The following is a 20,077-nucleotide window of genomic DNA, read 5'->3' on the forward strand; positions in this document are numbered from 1 at the left end:
AACGGCCGGGGCGAGCACCCCGGCCGTTTTTCTGTTCAGTTATGGCTGAAATCGAGCTTTTTTCTCAATTTGTCTTCACTGAAGATCCATCCTGTATAGGAGTTCAGGATATTATGGTCTTCGTCCAGATGGGCAACTGCAACAAACGGATAATAATCGTTGCTGCGGTAGCGCAAATCGATCAAACGCACTTCATAGATTTCCCCGTATTGGTTGATTTCCCAGCGGTAAAGCGGGGAAAACGAAACGAAAGCATCCAAATTCTTGTCTTTCATCGCCGTTTGGATCAAGGCGTTTTCAGGCATCGGTTTTTTCAGGAATTTATCGTAAATATTGATCGAACGTCCATAAGCCTGTCCGACATAATGGTGCCGGTCGGTGTCAGCGGCGATGCGCCATTGAAAATAGCGCATCGTCGGCGCGACAAATACATCGTTTGTGCCTGGGATCGTATTGCGTATCGCTTGCTTGATCGCTGCCTGCAGCGCAAAGCGAGAGACATAATAGAAGAACAAAATAATATACAAAATGCTCATCGTCCAAACAGGATCGGCTCCGAACGCCCAAATCATGAGAGCCACGACATGGGCGCCAAAAATGATCGGGTCAAAGGTATTGATGACCCCAAGCGCCACCCAATGATTGGAAAATGGCCGCAATGCCTGTGTTCCGTATGAATTAAATATATCCACAAATACATGCAGGAACACGGCAAGAAAAGTCCATAGCCATAAATGAAGTAGATTAACCTCTGGGAAAATAAGGTAAATTGCGCCAGAGAGCAAAATCGGCCATGACAGTACGGCCGGCACGGAATGCGTAATGCCTCGGTGATGGCGGATGTAGACGGCATTGTCGCGCAGTTTCAAAACGGTATCGATATCGGGGATTTGTGAGCCGAAAATGGTGCCGGTCATGACGGCAGTCCAAGTTGCCGGATGAGCAGCGACAACCGGATCGGCCATTGCCAGGCCGCCGAGCGCAATGCCCATGACGATATGTGTTCCTGTATCCATCGACGCATCCCCCTTCTTTGCGAGCGTTTATAATATCTTGTGTGCCCGCCATTTGATAAAATAAGCATATTCCTTAAGTATACATACCCGCTTCAGGGCCGGAATAATCAGCATGAACGGAGGCAGAAAACATAAATATGAACAAGCAGCAATTTCAGCAGGACCTGATCGGCTGGTTCCGGAAAGAACAGCGGGACCTGCCTTGGAGACGTACAGCTGACCCCTATCAAATCTGGATTTCCGAGGTCATGCTGCAACAGACGAGAGTCGATACGGTTATCCCTTATTATAAACGCTTTGTCGAGAAATTTCCCACTGTCGAATCTTTGGCACAGGCAGAAGAAGAAAGCTTATTGAAGCTGTGGGAAGGGCTTGGGTATTATTCGCGCGCGCGCAATCTTCAAGCAGGTGTGCGCGAAGTCGCCGAACAGTACGGAGGCATCGTACCGAATACGCGCAAGGAGATTTCGTCATTGAAAGGCGTTGGGCCTTATACGGCAGGCGCAGTATTGAGCATTGCCTATGGTGTGCCGGAACATGCAGTCGACGGCAACGTCATGCGTGTACTCAGCCGCATCCTATTGATCGAAGAAGACATTGCCAAGCCAAAAACGCGCAAAGTGTTCGAACAGGCGGTAACGGAATTGATCAGCCATGAAGACCCGTCTTCATTCAACCAAGGATTGATGGAACTCGGTGCGCTCATCTGCACCCCAACTTCACCGAAATGCTTATTATGCCCAGTACGCGACCATTGCGAGGCATTTCATGCCGGCCAGGAAACGGAACTGCCGGTTAAGACGAAAGCGAAGAAAAATCGCAATGCCGATTTTGCCATGATGGCGATTCGGAGCGGGGACAAGCTTTTGATGGAGCAGCGCCCCGGAAAAGGCTTGCTTGCAGGCATGTGGCAGTATCCGATGCTCGAGCTGACTGCAGCGCTCGAAGCGAATGAAGTCGGTGAATTATATGCAGAGACATTGAATGGCGCGCTTTCTGATGTCGAGAAAATTACCGCTTTCAAACATGTCTTTTCTCATTTAACATGGAATGTGGATGGCTATTTGGCCAGCGCGGAAGAATTCACGCCGCCCGAAAACATGAAATGGGTGACGCCGGAACAATTGGAGAATCTGCCAATTGCAGGTCCGGGACAAAAAATGAAGACAGCTTTAGAGCAAAGAGGAGATGTAGTAAAATGACAGAACAAAAAGTGGCGTTAGTAACAGGCAGCAGCCGTGGGCTAGGAAAAGCGATGGCAATTGCGCTTGCGGAAGAAGGCTATGACATCGTCGTCAACTATGCGCGCAGCAAAACAGCTGCACTTGATACGGTAAAAGAAGTCGAAGCGAGAGGAAGAAAAGCCTTGCTCGTACGCGCCAATGTCGGCGATGTCGAGAAACTGCGCGCCATGTTCGAAACGATCAAGGAAGAGTTCGGCCGTTTGGATGTGTTCGTGTCAAACGCGGCATCCGGCGTTTTGCGCCCGGTCATGGAACTGGAAGAATCGCATTGGGATTGGACAATGAACATCAACGCCAAAGCGATGTTGTTCGGCGCCCAGGAAGCGGCGAAACTGATGGACAAAGGCGGCAAAATCATCGGCATCAGCTCGCTCGGCTCGATCCGCTATTTGGAAAACTATACGACGATCGGCGTGTCGAAAGCAGCCGTCGAATCGATCACCCGTTATTTGGCGGTGGAACTCGCGCCAAAAAATATCGCAGTCAACACCGTTTCGGGCGGCGCGCTCGATACAGAAGCGTTGAAGCATTTCCCGAACCGCGAGGAATTGCTCGGCGATGCGCGCGACAACACGCCAGCAGGGCGCATGGTGGAAATCGATGACATGGTGAAAACGGCGATGTTCCTCATTTCCGACCATGCGGATATGATCCGTGGACAGACGATTATCGTCGATGGAGGTCGGTCTATCGTCATGTGATTCTCGCAACTTTCGGCTTATTGCTGTATGTTTTCAGAATTGATTGATATAATGAACGGGAGATAACATATAGTGATAGTTAGACGAAAAGGTGGGATGGTGCATGGCGGTTCCTGCGGAGGGTGAAACAATCCAGATCCACAGTTACAAGCACAACGGACGCATCCACCGTGTCTGGCAGGAAACAACTGTACTGAAAGGGACGAACAATATTGTAATCGGCGCAAACGAACGCACGCTGGTGAGGGAATCGGACGGCAGGACATGGTTGACGCGAGAACCGTCGATCTGTTATTTCCATGCTGAACATTGGTTCAACATCATCTGCATGCTGCGTGACGACGGCGTTTATTATTATTGCAATATCAGCTCCCCGTTCGTCTACAATAATGGATCGTTGAAATACATCGATTATGACTTGGATGTAAAAGTGTTTCCGGATATGTCTTACACGCTGTTGGATGAAGACGAATTTGAAGACCATAAGCGGCAAATGGGCTACCCAGAAGTCATCGATCAAATACTCTACCGAAATGTGGACAAGCTGATCAGCTGGATTAAGCAAAGAAGAGGCCCTTTTGCCCAGGACTTTATCGAAGTATGGACGAGCCGGTATGAATTTCATAAGCATAACCGGATTCATGATTAACATGGAAAACCTGTTGCCTGCCAACAGGTTTTTCGTTTTGAACAGAATGGAGTGAACAGTTTGAGCAGTATGAAACGCTATATGAAATTCGTCAAGCCCTATTATTGGCAGATTGCCTTGACGATCTTCATCGGGATATTCAAGTTTGCGATCCCTCTTTTTATCCCTCTTTTAATCAAAATCGTCATTGATGATATCATCGGCGCAGAGGCATTGTCGGATGCGGAAAAACTCAGCCAGCTTTATCTATGGCTCGGGGGCACGGCGATCGTGTTCTTCCTGCTGCGCCCGCCGATCGAATATTTCCGGCAATATTATGCACAATATGTCAGCAATAAAATTCTCTACGATATCCGCAGCTATCTTTACAGCCACCTGCAGCGGCTAAGCTTGCGCTATTATGCAAACACACGGGCCGGGGAAATCATTTCACGGGTCATCAATGATGTCGAGCAGACGAAAAATTTCGTCATGATCGGCTTGATGAACGTCTGGCTCGATGTCGCGACGATCCTCATCGCCATCATCATCATGCTCACCATGGACGTCTCCTTGACGATTGTTGCGCTTTTGGCGTTTCCGTTTTATGCATTCAGCGTCAAATATTTCTTCGGCCGCTTGCGTGACTTGACGCGCGAACGTTCCCAGGCGCTTGCCAATGTCCAAAGTTATTTGCACGAACGCGTGCAGGGCATGAGCATCATCAAAAGCTTTGCGCTCGAAAAGCACGAAGAAAAGATTTTCAATAACACGAACGATCAATTCCTGGAAAAAGCGATCGATCATACGAAATGGAATGCCAAGGCGTTCGCAGTCGTCAACACCATCACCGACGTGGCGCCGCTATTGGTCATCGGCTATGCCGGCTACCAGGTCATCCAGGGGAATTTGACGCTCGGGACGATGGTCGCATTCATCGCCTATATCGAACGGCTGTATAATCCATTGCGCCGCCTCGTCAACTCTTCGACGACGCTCGTCCAATCACTTGCTTCTATGGACCGTGTCTTCGAGATGGTCGATGAGGAATACGACGTGACGGATAAACAAGGCGCGCGCGAACTTGGGCGCGTCGACGGCAAGCTTGAATTCCATAACGTCTCGTTCCATTATAATGATGGGGGAAGCGAAGTGTTGTCGAACCTCAACTTCACGGTCCGTCCGGGAGAGACAGTGGCATTTGTCGGCATGAGCGGCGGCGGGAAATCGACGATCGTCTCGCTCATCCCGAGATTCTATGATGCCACGGAGGGTACGATCCGCATGGATGGCCACGACCTAAAAGACGTGACGATCCATTCCTTGCGCGACCAAATCGGCCTGGTCCTTCAGGATTCGATCCTGTTCAGCGAATCGGTTAAAGAAAATATCCTGATGGGCAAACCCGATGCGACCGACGAGGAAGTCATCGCGGCAGCCAAAGCGGCGAACGCCCATGAATTCATCACAAACTTGCCAGAAGGCTACGACACGAAAGTCGGCGAGCGCGGCGTCAAGTTATCCGGTGGCCAAAAACAGCGCATCGCCATTTCCCGTGTCTTCCTGAAAGACCCGGCAATCCTCATCTTGGACGAAGCGACATCCGCACTCGACCTGGAAAGCGAAGCGCTGATCCAGGATTCCTTGGAGCGCCTTGCGCACGACCGCACGACATTGATGGTCGCGCACCGCTTATCGACCATCACCCATGCTGACCAAATCCTGGTCATCGACAACGGCCAATTGGCTGAACAAGGTACGCATGAAGAGCTATTGCAAAAGCGCGGCGTCTATTACAAACTATTCCAAGTACAGAACATAGGTTAACTATTTCAAGCTCCCCAATTTTTGGGGAGCTTTTTTAATAGGAAGGAAGGCTTTCGCCAATCTTCTGAAAACTATTGCATTACTACTAATATTACGTATAATGGAAAGATGGAGAATGTTCTGAATAATTTAAAATGAAGAAGGAGGATCTCTATGGACGAACGTAAAACCATCTTGGATGTGAAAGGGCTGCGCACTTCCTTTTTCACTGATGATGGAGAAGTACCGGCAGTCGACAACGTGGATTTCCATATCCGCCAGGGGGAAGTGCTCGGCATTGTAGGGGAATCAGGCTGCGGCAAAAGTGTTACCTCATTGTCCATAATGGGGCTGGTGCCAAGTCCTCCAGGGAAGATTGTGAGCGGGGAAATTTTATTCCAAGATAAGGATTTGACAAAACTATCCGATAAAGAAATGCGCCAGATTCGCGGCGACGATATAGCGATGATTTTCCAGGAGCCGATGACTTCACTGAACCCATTGTTTACCATCGGCAATCAATTGCGCGAAGCGTTGAAGATCCACAAAAAGGATTGGTCGAAAAGCCAAATCCAGGAACGCGCCGTCGAAATGATGAAACTGGTCGGCCTGCCACGCGCAGAAGCTTTGCTTAATGATTATCCTCACCAATTATCGGGAGGCATGCGCCAGCGCGTCATGATCGCGATGGCTTTGCTGTGCGACCCGAAAGTGCTGATCGCTGACGAGCCGACCACGGCACTTGATGTGACGATCCAAGCGCAGATCCTTAAATTGATCAAGAATTTAAACGAACGGCTCGATACCGCTGTCTTGCTGATCACTCATGACCTTGGGGTCGTCGCTGAAACATGCGAACGCGTCGTCGTCATGTACGCAGGGAAAGTGGTCGAAGAAGGGCCAGTACATACCATTTTCAATGATCCCCAGCATCCATATACCCGCGGCCTTCTGGAAAGCGTGCCCGATATGCGCTTCAAGAAAGAGCGGCTATACTCTATTCCAGGAAACGTGCCAAAACCGGGATCGATCAAAGTAGGCTGCAAATACGCAGCACGTTGTGAATTTGCCTTCGATCGCTGCCGCGTGGAAGACCCGGCATTATACCAGACGGCAGAAGACCACAAGACGCGCTGTTTCCTATTCGATCCAAAGGAGGCCGAGTCGCATGACAGAACCGTTGTTGAAAGTTGAAGGCTTAAAGAAATATTTCCCGGTTACGGGCGGCATTTTTGGCCGTGTGACAGGGCAGGTTAAAGCGGTTGATGATGTCTCCTTCTATGTAAATGAAGGCGAAACGCTCGGAATCGTCGGCGAATCAGGATGCGGCAAGTCGACGACAGGGCGTATGCTTATGCGTTTGCTCGATCCGACAGAAGGCAAAGTGACGTTTGACGGCCAGGAATTGACCAGTTTGTCAGCGTCTGAAATGCGCAAGGCCAGACGCGACATCCAGATGGTGTTCCAAGATCCATATGCGTCACTCAATCCGCGCCACAGCATCGAAAAGATCTTGATGGAGCCGCTGAATGTCCACAATATCGGCGACCCGAAAGAGCGCAAACGGAAAGTGCACGAGTTTCTCGAAATCGTCGGTCTCAGCAGCTACCACGCCAAACGCTATCCGCACCAATTCAGCGGCGGCCAGCGCCAGCGCATCGGCATTGCGCGTGCGCTCATGACCAACCCAAAACTGATCATCGCCGATGAGCCGGTTTCTGCGCTTGATGTGTCGATTCAAGCGCAAGTGCTCAATCTAATGCAGGATCTGCAACACGATTTGAAACTGACCTACATATTCATCGCCCATGATTTGGGCGTCGTTCGCCATATCAGCGACCGCGTGGGCGTCATGTATTTGGGCAATATGGCGGAGCTTGCGGATACAGAAAGCCTGTATGAAAAACCGCTTCACCCATATACGCAAGCGCTCCTTTCGGCAGTGCCTGTTCCGGATCCTGATTTTGTCCGCGAAGAAGTGGTGATCAAAGGGGATGTGCCGAGCCCGGCCAACCCGCCATCGGGCTGCCGCTTCCATACACGCTGCCCATTCAAGATGGATATTTTGCTCGCAGGAAATTCCGCGTTTCGCGGAAGTTGAACCAGGTCATTCTGTGGCTTGCCACCTCTATGAGGAATGCAGGCCGCAATGATAATAAAAAAACAAAACGGAGGGGTTATTTTGGGGAAAAAGAAAATTGTATCAATCGCTTTCCTGATGCTGCTTTTGCTGTCGACAGCGCTTTACGGCTGTTCAGGCGGTGATTCGGAGTCAGGCGGAGAAGGCGGAGATTCTGAATCAGGCGGCGAAAAAGTCCTGATCTTTGGACGTGGCGGCGACTCGGTGTCACTGGATCCGATCACGGTTACAGATGGAGAGTCTTTCAAAGTAACGAAAAACATCTTCGATACATTGATCAATTTCGGCGAGCAGGACACGGAAATTGAAGCAGGTCTTGCCAGCGATTGGGAAGCTTCTGAAGATGGCTTGACTTACACGTTCCAATTGCAAGAAGGCGTCACGTTCCATGATGGAACGGATTTCAACGCAGAAGCAGTTGTCGCGAACTTTGAACGCTGGGCTGCTGGAGATGCAGACCAATTCCCGTACTATAAATCAATGTTTGGCGGATTTGGCGATGAAGAAGAACACGTCATCGAATCTGTTGAAGCGAGTGGCGATTACGAAATCGTCATTACATTGAAGCGTCCACAAGCACCATTCTTGAAAAACTTGGCGATGAGCCCGTTTGGCATCGCATCACCGACAGCATTTGAAGAAGCCGGCGAATCATTCGGCGACAATCCAGTCGGCACTGGCCCATTCCAGTTTGTTGAATGGCAGCGCAATGACACGGTAACAATCGAAAAATTCGATGATTACTGGGTTGATGGAGAGCCGAAACTCGACCAAGTCGTGTTCCGTGCAATTCCGGATAACTCAGCTCGCTTGAATGCATTATTGTCTGGCGAAATCGATTTGGCTGACGGTATTACACCATCAGATTCAGAAACGATCGAAAACGATGAAAACCTGCAATTGTTCGAGCGTCCGTCGATGAACGTCGGCTACCTTGGTTTGACGACTACTCGTGAACCATTCGACGATCCGAAAGTCCGCCAGGCGATGAACCATGCGATTGACCGCCAGGCGATTGTTGATTCATTCTTCGAAGGCCGTGCAGAAGTCGCGAAAAACCCGATGCCTCCGGTAATCAGCGGTTATAACGACAGCATCGAAGGTTATGAGTACGATCCTGAAAAAGCCAAAGAACTATTGGCTGAAGCAGGACTTGAAGATGGCTTCACAATGGAACTATGGGCAATGCCAGTTCCGCGTCCGTATATGCCAGATGGCCAAAAAGTAGCGGAAGCAATCCAAAGTGATTTGGCAGAAGTCGGCATCACAGCTGAAATCGTTTCCTACGAGTGGGCAACATACCTCGAAAAAGCTGCAGCAGGAGAAGCTGATGCATTCCTTCTTGGCTGGACAGGCGATAACGGCGATGCTGATAACTTCTTGTATGTATTGCTTGACCAAGACAACATCGGTTCAAACAACTACACATACTACGAAAACCAGGATCTTCACGATATCTTGATCGAAGCTCAAACAGAAGTTGATGAAGATGCCCGCAACGAATTGTACATGCAGGCTCAGGAAATCATCCACGAAGACGCGCCATGGGTACCGCTTGCGCACTCTACACCGCTTCTTGCCGGTGGGACGAACGTAATCGACTTTAAAGCGCATCCAACTGGCTCTGATAAACTAGCATCAGTAGATTTGGAGTAGGCGTTTCTTTGGGGGGAGAGGTCATACTGATTTCTCCCCCTTTTCAATACATAATGCAATTGAGATGGAGAGGTGAAGAAGATGCTTCACTATATCGGGCAGCGGCTTTTGCAATTGATTCCTGTCTTGCTCGGAATGACGTTTATCGTCTTTATGATCATCCGGGCAATTCCAGGCGATCCTGCACAAGTCATCCTTGGGCAACAAGCATCCGAAGAAGCAATTAAAGCATTACGGACCAGTCTGGGGCTTGATAATCCCTGGTACATCCAATATTTCGATTACTTAAAAGGCCTGGTTACAGGAGACATGGGGGATTCACTGCGCACGCGTTCACCTGTTTCGGATGAAATTTGGCCATATCTAGCAGCGACATTTGAATTATCTTTATTCGCGATCATCATTGCCGTCGTCATCGGCATTAATGCGGGCATCATCTCTGCATGGTTCCAAAACTCGTGGTTCGATTACACAGCGATGGTGCTAGCTTTGATCGGTGTTTCCATGCCAATCTTCTGGCTCGGCCTCATGAACCAATGGATTTTCTCGATTGAACTCGGCATATTGCCGACGACTGGCCGGGAAAACGTCCGGGACCCAATCAATAACATCACCAATTTTTATGTGTTGGACACCATCATTCAAGGCGATTTCAACCAATTGGCGACCGTATTGAAGCATTTGGTGCTTCCAGGCACGGCACTAGCCACCATTCCGATGGCGATCATCGCACGGATGACACGCTCTTCAATGCTTGAAGTCATGCGTTCGGATTACGTCCGGACCGCTCGCGCTAAAGGCGTCAAAATGTTCTGGGTCGTCTACAAGCATGCATTAAAAAATGCGATCATTCCTGTATTGACTATTATCGGTTTGCAGATGGGCTTATTGCTCGGAGGCGCAATTTTGACCGAAACCATTTTCGGATGGCCAGGCATTGGGCGCTATATTTACGAAGCGATCGGTTTCCGCGATTATCCGGTTATCCAATCCGGCATTCTAGTCGTCGCATTTATATTCGTCATGATCAATCTCTTCGTCGACTTGCTTTACGGCTTGGTCGATCCGAGGATCAAATATGATTAGGAAGGGGGAGGAGCATATTGGCTGAAACAGCAGCAGCAGACAAGCAGGAAATGCAAAAAGTCGCCGGCCCTTGGAAAGAGGCGTGGCGCGGATTCCGCAAAAGTAAAGTCGCGGTCGTCGGTATGGGCATCGTCATTTTCTTCATTCTTTTGGCGATTTTCGGTCCGTTATTTACACCGCAAGGCATCAACGAACAGAATCTTTCCCAGCGGCTTCTGCCTCCTTCTAGTGATCATTGGATGGGCACAGACGATTTCGGCCGCGACATTTTATCGCGTGTCGTATACGGGGCTCGCATCTCGCTTTGGGTTGGATTCTTGGCGGTCATCGGTTCGGTAGTTGTCGGCAGTATTCTCGGTATTTTGGCCGGCTATTACGGGCGCTGGGTCGACACCATCATTTCCCGGCTGTTCGATATCATGTCGGCATTTCCGAGTATCCTTCTTGCGATTGCAGTTGTATCGGTTCTTGGGCCGTCACTGCGCAACGCGTTGATTGCGATTGCCATCATCAACGTACCGAACTTCGGGCGCTTGATCCGATCGAAAGTATTGAGCATCAAGGAAGACGAATACATCATGTCGGCCAAAGCGATCGGCATGAAAGATAACCGGATCTTGGTTTCGCATATTTTGCCGAACTCCATGGCGCCGGTTATCGTCCAAGGCACGCTCGCGATTGCGACAGCGATCATTGAAGCAGCGGCACTCGGCTTCCTCGGGCTCGGGGCGCAGGCACCTTCCCCGGAATGGGGCAAGATGCTGGCCGATTCCCGCTCGTACTTGACCAATGCCCCGTGGACGATGATTTTCCCGGGTGTGGCGATCATGTTGACTGTACTTGGCTTTAACTTAATGGGAGACGGGCTGCGCGATGCACTCGACCCACGAATGAAATCATAAAAAAACGCCCGGAAAATTTCCGGGCGTTTTTTATATGGCGTTTTCGATGTCGCTGTCGACTTCTTCGCTATGGTAATTATGGTATGCGATGATCAGCAAGTCCAAATGCTCCAAATGCTCTTCGTAGTCGAGAAGGGCAGATAAGACATGCATCAAATGGTAAACCGAAAATTCGTCTTCTTCGACTTCGGTAGATAAATTGATTTCCTTAACGAAAATCGACATCACTTCGTTGCGTTTCAACACCGCATCGGGCCCTGAACTTTCGCTATGTTCCGGACGAATTTTCCCGATATATTTCATGTAAAGCTGTTCATGATAACTTGCCAAGCTCTCAAGCCGTTCCTGCACCATCATGTGGAATTGTTCGGGCAGGTCGCGCAGTTCATTCTCATAACGGTTCAGGCGTCGAAGAACTTCGAGGCTCTTTTTTGATGTGGCAATCATCTGCCTGTAAAGAACCAATTTACGGGCTTTTGTATATTGTTGCTTTTTCGTATAACTGCGCTCTTCTTTATAAAATGAATACCATTGGTCGACTTTCACCAGTTTCTCGGTCAATTTGTCGATGTCTTCTTTTACCGAGGAATGATCGGAAGCATGGCGGATCGAAATCCGGATCCACCGAATGACATCTTCGCTAACGGAGTGAATTGACTGGAACAAGCGCGTTTCGTATTTTGGCGGCAAAAAGATCATATTGACGATAAAAGCCGATAAGATGCCCAATAAAACCGTCAGGAATCGCAAAGAGGCGAAAATCAGAAAGTCATCCGATTGCGAATCCATGATGATGATCAAGGTCACCAATGTCAGAGGCACTGTGTTTTCCAGCTTTAATTTCAGCATGATGATGATCGCTAAAATGGCGGCGACACCGATCGTCAAATAGTTCGGCCCGAGCGTCAACACGAAGATAACGGCAATCGAGGCCCCGATCAAATTCCCGTACACTTGGTCGAGTAAAGTCAGGTATGACCGGTAAATGGAAGGCTGTATGGCGAAAATTGCCGCTACCCCTGCGAATACCGGCGTCGGAAGTTCAAGAAGCGTCGCCAGAAACAAGGCAAGTGATATGGCGATACCGGTTTTGAATATGCGCGCACCGAGTTTCATCGGCAAACACCTCCTTCAGGAAGAGATCCGTTTTTACAATTGGGCAAATGCATGCTCTACCGCCTGGATCGACGTATCGATATCTTCTTCTGTATGTTCAGTGGTCAAAAACCAGGCTTCGTATTTGGAAGGCGCCAAATTGATGCCCTGTTCGAGCATCAGTTTAAAGAAACGCCCGAAAGTTTCGCCATCCGTTGCTTCCGCTTGTTCGTAATTTTTCACCTTTTGATCGGTGAAATAAATCGTCAATGCGCCTTTTAAACGATTGATGGTAATCGTGATACCGTGCTTTTCAGCAGCAGCCAAAATGCCTGCTTCAAGGCGCTCGCCGAGTTGGTCCATTCGTTCGTAAACGCCTTTTTCCTGCAGCACTTCGAGACAGGCGATGCCTGCTTGGATCGAAGCAGGGTTGCCGGCCATCGTTCCTGCCTGGTAAGCGGGTCCGAGCGGTGCGACCGTTTCCATGATTTCGCGCTTCCCGCCGTATGCGCCGATCGGCAAGCCGCCGCCAATGATTTTTCCGAGCGCCGTCAAGTCCGGCTCGAGGCCGAGCAGATTCTGCGCACCGCCGTAATGAAAGCGGAAAGCTGTAATGACTTCATCATAGACGATCAATGCACCTTTCTCTTTAGCCAGTGCATGGACTTCTTCAAGAAACCCTTCTTCCGGTTCGACAATGCCGAAGTTGCCGACAATCGGCTCGACGAGGATGCAGGCAATTTCGTCTCCCCAATGGTCAATCGCTTCTTTGAATGCCCCCGGATCGTTAAAGGGAATCGTGATGACTTCTTCAGCAATCGATTTCGGGACGCCTGCCGAATCAGGAGTACCGAGTGTAGCAGGGCCGGAACCGGCAGCAACGAGTACCAAGTCGGAATGGCCGTGATAGCACCCGGCGAACTTCATGATTTTGGTCCGTCCCGTGTATGCACGTGCCACACGGATGGTCGTCATGACCGCTTCCGTCCCGCTATTGACAAAACGCACTTTATCCATCGCAGGCATCGCTTGTTTCAGCATTTTGGCGAATGTCACTTCGTGCTTTGTCGGGGTGCCGAATAACACGCCGGTTTCAGCAGCATGTGCAATGGCTTTAGCGATATGTGGGTGGCCATGGCCTGTGATGATCGGGCCGTAAGCTGCTAGATAATCGATGTATTTATTTCCATCCACATCATAAAAATGGGCGCCTTTCCATAATCCATCGCGATAGGGGAGCCGCCCCTACAGCTTTATAAGAGGGGAAGGGCTATTAACCCCGCCGACAATATGTTCTAGCGCTTCTTGGTGCAATTGTTCGGAAATCGAGTGATCCATAAAATGCCTCCTAAAATAATCTATTCCTTATTGTAGACAAAATCAGCCGCAAACGCCAAAGAAATTGAAAGTAATGAAACCGTCCGGTACGATAGAAGAAAGAAAAGGAGTGATGGGTTTGGCTACATTAGAAGGATTGGCAGCACCTGACTTCACAATGGAAAATGAACAGGGCGAAACAATTTCCCTATCGGATTACGCAGGGAAAAAATATGTCGTGCTCTATTTTTATCCGAAAGACATGACACCGGGTTGTACGACCCAAGCATGCGATTTCCGCGATGCCGAAAAAGATTTCTCGGGGCTTAACGCAGAGATTTTGGGCGTCAGTGCAGATTCCAAAGAACGCCATCAAAAATTCATCGACAAGCACGGCTTGCCGTTTTCGCTTCTCGTTGACGAGGATCACCAAGTGTCTGAGGCTTACGGAGTTTGGAAGCTGAAGAAAATGTATGGAAAAGAATTCTGGGGCATCGAGCGCTCGACATTCTTGATCGACCCGACAGGCACCGTCATCAAGGAATGGCGAAAAGTGAAAGTGAAAGAGCATATTGAAGAAGTGTTGGAAACTGTAAAAGTAATCAGCGGTGACTAAGAGAGGAAGAATCTGATGGATGTCCTATTTACATTTGTGCCAAGAGAGAACCAGCAGGAACAGCTTCAAGCCGAATTCCCTGAAGTGAATTTCCGCTTCTTATATAAGAACAAGTCATTTCTGCCGACAGCAGATATTGTTGTCACTTACGGAGAAGATTTAACGGCGGAAGATATCGAAAGTGCCGAAAACTTGAAATGGATCATGGTGGCAAGTGCAGGCATCGAAAAAATGCCCCATGCTGCTATAGCAAAAAAGGAAATCATCGTTTCGAACGTCAAAGGGATTCATAAAACCCCGATGGCGGAATCCGCTTTAGCGCATTTGCTGGCACTCAAACGTTCATTGCCGTTTATTTATGAGAGCCAGCGCAACGGAGAATGGAACCGGAAAACCCAATCATCCGAATTGGCAGGCTCCACCGCCGTCCTGTTTGGACCTGGGGCAATCGGTTCGGAAATCGGCCGCTTGCTTCAAGCATTCGGAGTTAAGACGATCGGCTGCAACCGTTCGGGAAATGATGCTGAATATATGGATGAAATGGTTTCTATTGAAAATGTATCAGCTGTTCTTCCAGATGCTGATATTGTGCTCTCCGTATTGCCGAGCACGAAAGAAACTTATCATCTATTGAAGAAAGAGCATTTCAGGCGATGAAGAAGATGCGATTTTCATGAATTTAGGTCGCGGTGATCTGGTGGAAGACCAAGTGATGCTTGGAGCGCTGGAAAACGGCGAAATTGGTTATGCCATATTGGATGTTTTCGGAAGAGCCGCTGCCGGCAGACCACCCGTATTGGAAGATGGACAATGTCATCATTTCCCGCATGTTTCGAGCCATTCGGGAAAATACGTCGAGCGCGCCTTGGATGTTTTCATTCCGAATTTACACGCTTGGATCAAAGGCGATAAATCACCATCAAATCCAGTGGATATGAAAAGGGGTTATTGAAGATGAAAATCTATACGAAAACAGGAGACAAAGGAACGACTTCACTTGTATACGGCAGCCGCGTCAAAAAGAACGACCCGCTCGTCGAAGCCTACGGAACGTGCGACGAAGCGAACACGATGATCGGTCTCGGTGTAGGGCATTTGAATGGAGAATTTTTCGAGCAAAAAGAAGCTCTTTGTGAAATCTTCCACCAGATCCAAACAATTCTCTTCCACGTTGGAGCAGAATTAGCGACCCCAGCAGGAAAAGAAGTGAAATGGAAACTTGAGGAGGAACATATCTCTCGACTGGAAACTTGGATCGATGAATATGACGCAGAACTCCAACCACTTAGTAACTTCATCTTGCCAGGCGGCCACCCCGCAGGAGCGGCATTTCATGTAGCCCGGACGATCGTGCGCCGCGCCGAGCGCAATGTTATTGCAATAGGGGAAGGCGTCTCGCCTAACGTACTGGCATATTTGAACAGGCTTTCCGATTTTCTCTTTGTCGCAGCACGATTCGTCAACCAGCAACTAGGTTCTAAAGAAAAAGGGCTTCACGCAGAGTAAGCAGAAACTTCAAGCAGTTGGGTTCTATACCCGGCTGCTTTTTTAATTCAAAAATTAGGCAGTTGAATAAACAGGAAATTAGCGTCCTATAGCGATTTCTTGACACGCCAAGGTTTTTTTAGGTACACTAATTATAACGATTACAATGTAAGAATATATATGAAGTGAGGTGCCCAGCGATGTCTGAAGCCCAATTGAAAGACGCACTCGATACATTGAAGTCTACAGGTGTCAGAATTACACCACAGCGTCATGCGATTTTGGAGTTTATGATTCATTCTACATCGCATCCGACAGCAGATGATATTTATCGCGCGCTTGAAAAAGCCTTCCCCAATATGAGTGTAGCCACCGTTTATAATAATTTGCGTGTTTTCAAAAAAGCAGGGCTGGTAAAAGAATTAACCTACGGGGATTCTTCAAGCCGCTTTGATTTTGTCACACACGATCATTATCATATGATCTGTAACGAGTGTGGGAAGATTGTCGATTTCCATTATCCTGGATTGGACGAAGTGGAACATCTGGCGTCCCATGTAACAGGCTTCCAGGTGGATTACCACCGTTTGGAAATCTACGGTACATGCCGCGATTGTTATAGCGAGTCAGCTAAAGCCCAATAAAAAAGAATGCCCGCCGATTTGGCGGGCATTCTTTTTATAGTTGCGGCTTTTTCTTATTATATTCTTCGTTGAATTCTTTGCCTTCAAGAGAAGGGTCCATTGTCAACGGTTCATTGCAATGCATACAGATGTCAACACGTCCGAGCATTTTTGTATGGCGCTCGCAATTCGGGCATTGTACAGGCACGGTTTTCATCGACAGCAGGCCGATCCAAGCATAGACACCCGTGCTTCCGATAATAGCGACAACACCGAGCAGCATAAAGATGACCATTACAATCGGTTGGTTACGGAAATATATACCGACATACATAATTACGATGCCGATGAAAATCAATGCCAAAGCGAAGGTCCGGATGCGGTTGATTTTGTTTTTATAAGATTTCATGAGCGGTTCCTCCTTGCGTCCATCATACTATATCATAAACGTCCGTAAAAAGGGTTAAGCTAATTCCGTTAAAGGAATATAAGAGAAATATGTCGAAATAAAGAAAAACGCCTTAGAATATTTGCATGCCTCGAGCATACAGGGCATGATAAAACATACAAAGATAGACTGCAGGGAGTGACGACGGATGGAACAAATATTGAGACCGCTATACCAAGAACGCGCGAGCCAGGAAACAACACTCGGTGTCATCCTAATAGAGAAGAGAGAAGACATCAGCCCAATTACAGATACATTCGATTCAATCCTTCTGATCATTACAAAAGAAAATGAAACACCGGTTTTTACAAAACATTATACGTACATGGATAAAAAAGCAGCTATGCATATCATCACAGAAAAGCAATTACACAAATGGCTTCTATTGGGAACAAACCGCAAAATTGTCGACTGGCTCTTTAACGGCCGTGTCATATATGATCGCAATGAATTTATGGAAAAGCTTAAAACAGAATTGAAAGAGTATCCCTTCTACGGCAGAAAAATCAAAATGGGGCTGGAGTTTGCTAAACTGATCCGCCGGTACCTAGAAGGTAAAATGTTCTTCGAAGAAAAAAATTATTTAGATGCGTATCATCACATGGTAGAGTCACTTCATCATTTGGCTCGATTATCCGTTCTTGAGAACGGGCTTCCACCTGAGGTGACAGTGTGGTCACAAGTGAAGAAGATGGAGCCAGCAATCTACAAATTATACGAAGAGCTCATTTCAAGCGATGAGCCGATTGACAAGCGCTTGGAGCTTTTATTCTTAGCTAGCGAATTTTTCATACATTCCCGCACACAAGACGGATCACAGCATATTCGTGAAGTAATGGAGAAACAAAGCAGCTGGACGATTCAGGAATTGCACGAACAGGAAGAGTTAAAAAATTATTCTTCCAATCTTGAAGTGCTAATTGAGTTTTTAATCGAAAAAGATTTAATCGCAATTAACGGGGTAAAGACAAAAAGCGAAGGTATCTTCCATCGTTATTATTCAAACAAGCGCTAAAAATTTTCACAGGAAGAAAGCTGACAAGGGAGGTCACTTTGTCAGCTTTCTTCATTATAGCAAGTTTAAGAATAGCAAATTACTGTACAAGAATAGGCATACTTGAAAACAGTTTGAAGATATTTTCGGTTTTAGCGTTGACAATTAAACAACTAATGTATTATGATATTACATGTCGCTCGAACAGATTAAGTTTTTTACAATAATAAAAAAGACTTGACTCTTTCGTCTGGCGATGCTAAATTATAGAAGTTGCTCTTGAAGCAACGTGAGAATTTGAACCTTGAAAACTGAACAGCAAAACGTCAACAATACAGCCGCGAGTGATCGCGGCATACTTACTGATCAGCTTCGGCAGATCAAGCGAATCGCGCGTCTTTTAGACGGCGATACGCCAGCAACTATTGAGCAATCAATACTACTCTATAATGGAGAGTTTGATCCTGGCTCAGGACGAACGCTGGCGGCGTGCCTAATACATGCAAGTCGAGCGGAGATCGTGGAGCTTGCTCCATTATCTTAGCGGCGGACGGGTGAGTAACACGTGGGCAACCTGCCCTGCAGATCGGGATAACTCCGGGAAACCGGTGCTAATACCGAATAGTTTGCGGCCTCTCATGAGGCTGCACGGAAAGATGGTTTCGGCTGTCACTGCAGGATGGGCCCGCGGCGCATTAGCTGTTGGTGAGGTAACGGCTCACCAAGGCCACGATGCGTAGCCGACCTGAGAGGGTGATCGGCCACACTGGGACTGAGACACGGCCCAGACTCCTACGGAGGCAGCAGTAGGAATCTTCCGCAATGGACGAAAGTCTGACGGAGCAACGCCGCGTGAGTGAAGAAGGTTTTCGGATCGTAAACTCTGTTGTGAGGGAAGAACAAGTACAAGTAACTACTGGTACCTTGACGGTACCTCACCAGAAAGCCACGGCTAACTACGTGCCAGCAGCCGCGGTAATACGTAGGTGGCAAGCGTTGTCCGGAATTATTGGGCGTAAGCGCGCAGGCGGTCCTTTAAGTCTGATGTGAAGCCCACGGCTCAACCGTGGAGGGTCATTGGAAACTGGGGACTTGAGTGCAGAAGAGGAAAGTGGAATTCCACGTGTAGCGGTGAAATGCGTAGAGATGTGGAGGAACACCAGTGGCGAAGGCGACTTTCTGGTCTGTAACTGACGCTGAGGCGCGAAAGCGTGGGGAGCAAACAGGATTAGATACCCTGGTAGTCCACGCCGTAAACGATGAGTGCTAAGTGTTAGGGGTTCGCCCTTAGTGCTGCAGCTAACGCATTAAGCACTCCGCCTGGGAGTACGGCCGCAAGGCTGAAACTCAAAGGAATTGACGGGGCCCGCACAAGCGGTGGAGCATGTGGTTTAATTCGAAGCAACGCGAAGAACCTTACCAGGTCTTGACATCCCGCTGACCGCCTAGGAGACTAGGCTTTCCCTTCGGGGACAGCGGTGACAGGTGGTGCATGGTTGTCGTCAGCTCGTGTCGTGAGATGTTGGGTTAAGTCCCGCAACGAGCGCAACCTTGATCTTAGTTGCCAGCATTCAGTTGGGCACTCTAAGGTGACTGCCGGTGACAAACCGGAGGAAGGTGGGGATGACGTCAAATCATCATGCCCCTTATGACCTGGGCTACACGTGCTACAATGGACGGTACAAAGGGCTGCAAACCCGCGAGGGGAGCCAATCCCAGAAAACCGTTCTCAGTTCGGATTGCAGGCTGCAACTCGCCTGCATGAAGCCGGAATCGCTAGTAATTCGCGGATCAGCATGCCGCGGTGAATACGTTCCGGCCTTGTACACCGCCCGTCACACCACGGAGTTTGTAACACCCGAAGTCGGTGGGGTAACCCACGGAACCAGCCGCCGAAGGTGGGACAGATGATTGGGGTGAAGTCGTAACAAGGTAGCCGTATCGGAAGGTGCGGCTGGATCACCTCCTTTCTAAGGATAATATCGGAACCGATTCTCACGAATCGGGTTGACGTTTTGCGTTCAGTTTTGAAGGTTCAGGAATCAACTCTGTTGATTTGTGTTTCTTCTATATAATAGATGATTTCTCAAGAGGGCCTATAGCTCAGCTGGTTAGAGCGCACGCCTGATAAGCGTGAGGTCGGTGGTTCGAGTCCACTTAGGCCCACCATATTTCCTCTTAGGGGCCTTAGCTCAGCTGGGAGAGCGCCTGCCTTGCACGCAGGAGGTCAGCGGTTCGATCCCGCTAGGCTCCACCAATACTTGTTCTTTGAAAACTGGATAGATCGACATTGATTAAGAAACAAGCATCATAGCGTGAT

At 48.6% G+C, this 20,077-nt stretch carries 17 protein-coding genes, 2 tRNA genes, 1 rRNA gene and 2 pseudogenes; 18 read left to right on the forward strand and 4 right to left on the reverse strand.

What is annotated here, in order from left to right:
* Nucleotides 1-35: 35 nt before the first annotated feature.
* A complete protein-coding gene (locus CW734_RS06355) occupies nucleotides 36-1,016 on the reverse strand; it encodes a metal-dependent hydrolase (protein WP_101189902.1) in 981 nt (326 codons plus the stop codon).
* Nucleotides 1,017-1,153: 137 nt separating this feature from the next.
* Between CW734_RS06355 and mutY the strand changes: the two genes are divergently transcribed.
* From mutY to nikC, 9 genes and pseudogenes are all read left to right on the forward strand, one after another.
* Complete coding sequence (gene mutY / locus CW734_RS06360; RefSeq protein WP_101189903.1) at nucleotides 1,154-2,218, forward strand: A/G-specific adenine glycosylase; 1,065 nt, start codon at nucleotides 1,154-1,156, stop codon at nucleotides 2,216-2,218.
* Nucleotides 2,215-2,961 carry an enoyl-[acyl-carrier-protein] reductase FabL gene (gene fabL, locus CW734_RS06365; RefSeq protein ID WP_058381348.1) on the forward strand — a complete coding sequence of 249 codons (747 nt, stop codon included), beginning with the start codon at nucleotides 2,215-2,217 and terminating at the stop codon, nucleotides 2,959-2,961. Before mutY ends, fabL begins: the two co-directional genes overlap by 4 nt.
* Nucleotides 2,962-3,064: 103 nt before the next feature.
* On the forward strand, nucleotides 3,065-3,610 hold the full coding sequence (gene ntdP / locus CW734_RS06370; RefSeq protein WP_058381347.1) for a nucleoside tri-diphosphate phosphatase: 546 nt from the start codon (nucleotides 3,065-3,067) through the stop codon (nucleotides 3,608-3,610).
* A 60-nt stretch (nucleotides 3,611-3,670) separates the two neighbouring features.
* On the forward strand, nucleotides 3,671-5,416 hold the full coding sequence (locus tag CW734_RS06375) for an ABC transporter ATP-binding protein (protein ID WP_101189904.1): 1,746 nt from the start codon (nucleotides 3,671-3,673) through the stop codon (nucleotides 5,414-5,416).
* 153 nt (nucleotides 5,417-5,569) lie between these two features.
* Complete coding sequence (locus CW734_RS06380) at nucleotides 5,570-6,589, forward strand: ABC transporter ATP-binding protein (RefSeq protein ID WP_058381345.1); 1,020 nt, start codon at nucleotides 5,570-5,572, stop codon at nucleotides 6,587-6,589.
* Nucleotides 6,564-7,548: pseudogene (locus CW734_RS06385) on the forward strand (ABC transporter ATP-binding protein). The gene CW734_RS06380 and the pseudogene CW734_RS06385 overlap by 26 nt, the downstream one beginning before the upstream one ends.
* A gap of 29 nt (nucleotides 7,549-7,577) precedes the next feature.
* Nucleotides 7,578-9,191 carry an ABC transporter substrate-binding protein gene (locus tag CW734_RS06390; protein WP_101189905.1) on the forward strand — a complete coding sequence of 538 codons (1,614 nt, stop codon included), beginning with the start codon at nucleotides 7,578-7,580 and terminating at the stop codon, nucleotides 9,189-9,191.
* A gap of 81 nt (nucleotides 9,192-9,272) precedes the next feature.
* A complete protein-coding gene (locus CW734_RS06395) occupies nucleotides 9,273-10,277 on the forward strand; it encodes an ABC transporter permease (protein ID WP_101189906.1) in 1,005 nt (334 codons plus the stop codon).
* 50 nt (nucleotides 10,278-10,327) lie between these two features.
* A complete protein-coding gene (nikC, locus tag CW734_RS06400) occupies nucleotides 10,328-11,179 on the forward strand; it encodes a nickel transporter permease (RefSeq protein WP_180956306.1) in 852 nt (283 codons plus the stop codon).
* A 30-nt stretch (nucleotides 11,180-11,209) separates the two neighbouring features.
* Here the strand turns inward: nikC and CW734_RS06405 are convergent, their stop codons facing one another.
* Together CW734_RS06405 and CW734_RS06410 are read right to left on the reverse strand one after the other, a co-directional pair.
* Nucleotides 11,210-12,295 carry an aromatic acid exporter family protein gene (locus CW734_RS06405; protein ID WP_101189908.1) on the reverse strand — a complete coding sequence of 362 codons (1,086 nt, stop codon included), beginning with the start codon at nucleotides 12,293-12,295 and terminating at the stop codon, nucleotides 11,210-11,212.
* Nucleotides 12,296-12,328: 33 nt separating this feature from the next.
* A pseudogene (locus CW734_RS06410) lies at nucleotides 12,329-13,612 on the reverse strand (glutamate-1-semialdehyde 2,1-aminomutase).
* A 118-nt stretch (nucleotides 13,613-13,730) separates the two neighbouring features.
* Here CW734_RS06410 and bcp point away from each other — a divergent pair.
* From bcp to perR, 5 genes are all read left to right on the forward strand, one after another.
* The gene (gene bcp / locus CW734_RS06415) at nucleotides 13,731-14,207 is read left to right on the forward strand and encodes a thioredoxin-dependent thiol peroxidase (protein ID WP_101189909.1); all 477 of its coding nucleotides are present in this window, start codon (nucleotides 13,731-13,733) and stop codon (nucleotides 14,205-14,207) included.
* Between the two features lie 15 nt (nucleotides 14,208-14,222).
* Nucleotides 14,223-14,864: an NAD(P)-dependent oxidoreductase gene (locus tag CW734_RS06420; RefSeq protein WP_269801501.1), complete on the forward strand. Its 642-nt coding sequence runs from the start codon at nucleotides 14,223-14,225 to the stop codon at nucleotides 14,862-14,864.
* 16 nt (nucleotides 14,865-14,880) lie between these two features.
* Nucleotides 14,881-15,159, forward strand: coding sequence for an NAD(P)-dependent oxidoreductase (locus tag CW734_RS19395; RefSeq protein WP_269801502.1), 279 nt, complete (start codon nucleotides 14,881-14,883; stop codon nucleotides 15,157-15,159).
* Between the two features lie 2 nt (nucleotides 15,160-15,161).
* Nucleotides 15,162-15,713 carry a cob(I)yrinic acid a,c-diamide adenosyltransferase gene (locus CW734_RS06425; protein ID WP_101189910.1) on the forward strand — a complete coding sequence of 184 codons (552 nt, stop codon included), beginning with the start codon at nucleotides 15,162-15,164 and terminating at the stop codon, nucleotides 15,711-15,713.
* A gap of 179 nt (nucleotides 15,714-15,892) precedes the next feature.
* Nucleotides 15,893-16,336: a peroxide-responsive transcriptional repressor PerR gene (gene perR, locus CW734_RS06430; RefSeq protein WP_058381335.1), complete on the forward strand. Its 444-nt coding sequence runs from the start codon at nucleotides 15,893-15,895 to the stop codon at nucleotides 16,334-16,336.
* Nucleotides 16,337-16,370: 34 nt separating this feature from the next.
* On the opposite strand, the gene CW734_RS06435 is transcribed toward perR, so the two are convergent.
* Nucleotides 16,371-16,724, reverse strand: a complete 354-nt coding sequence (locus tag CW734_RS06435) for a YgzB family protein (RefSeq protein WP_058381334.1) — start codon at nucleotides 16,722-16,724, stop codon at nucleotides 16,371-16,373.
* Nucleotides 16,725-16,911: 187 nt separating this feature from the next.
* On the opposite strand from CW734_RS06435, the gene CW734_RS06440 reads away from it, so the two are divergent.
* The 4 genes from CW734_RS06440 to CW734_RS06455 all read left to right on the forward strand — a co-directional run bounded on the left by CW734_RS06440 (nucleotide 16,912) and on the right by CW734_RS06455 (nucleotide 20,014).
* Complete coding sequence (locus CW734_RS06440) at nucleotides 16,912-17,778, forward strand: nucleotidyltransferase-like protein (RefSeq protein ID WP_058381333.1); 867 nt, start codon at nucleotides 16,912-16,914, stop codon at nucleotides 17,776-17,778.
* A 425-nt stretch (nucleotides 17,779-18,203) separates the two neighbouring features.
* Nucleotides 18,204-19,727, forward strand: a 16S ribosomal RNA gene (locus CW734_RS06445).
* Between the two features lie 122 nt (nucleotides 19,728-19,849).
* Nucleotides 19,850-19,926, forward strand: a tRNA-Ile gene (locus tag CW734_RS06450).
* 12 nt (nucleotides 19,927-19,938) lie between these two features.
* Nucleotides 19,939-20,014 (forward strand) — tRNA-Ala (locus CW734_RS06455).
* Nucleotides 20,015-20,077: the final 63 nt, after the last annotated feature.

It is taken from the genome of Planococcus sp. MB-3u-03 (assembly GCF_002833405.1).
GTDB lineage: Bacteria > Bacillota > Bacilli > Bacillales_A > Planococcaceae > Planococcus.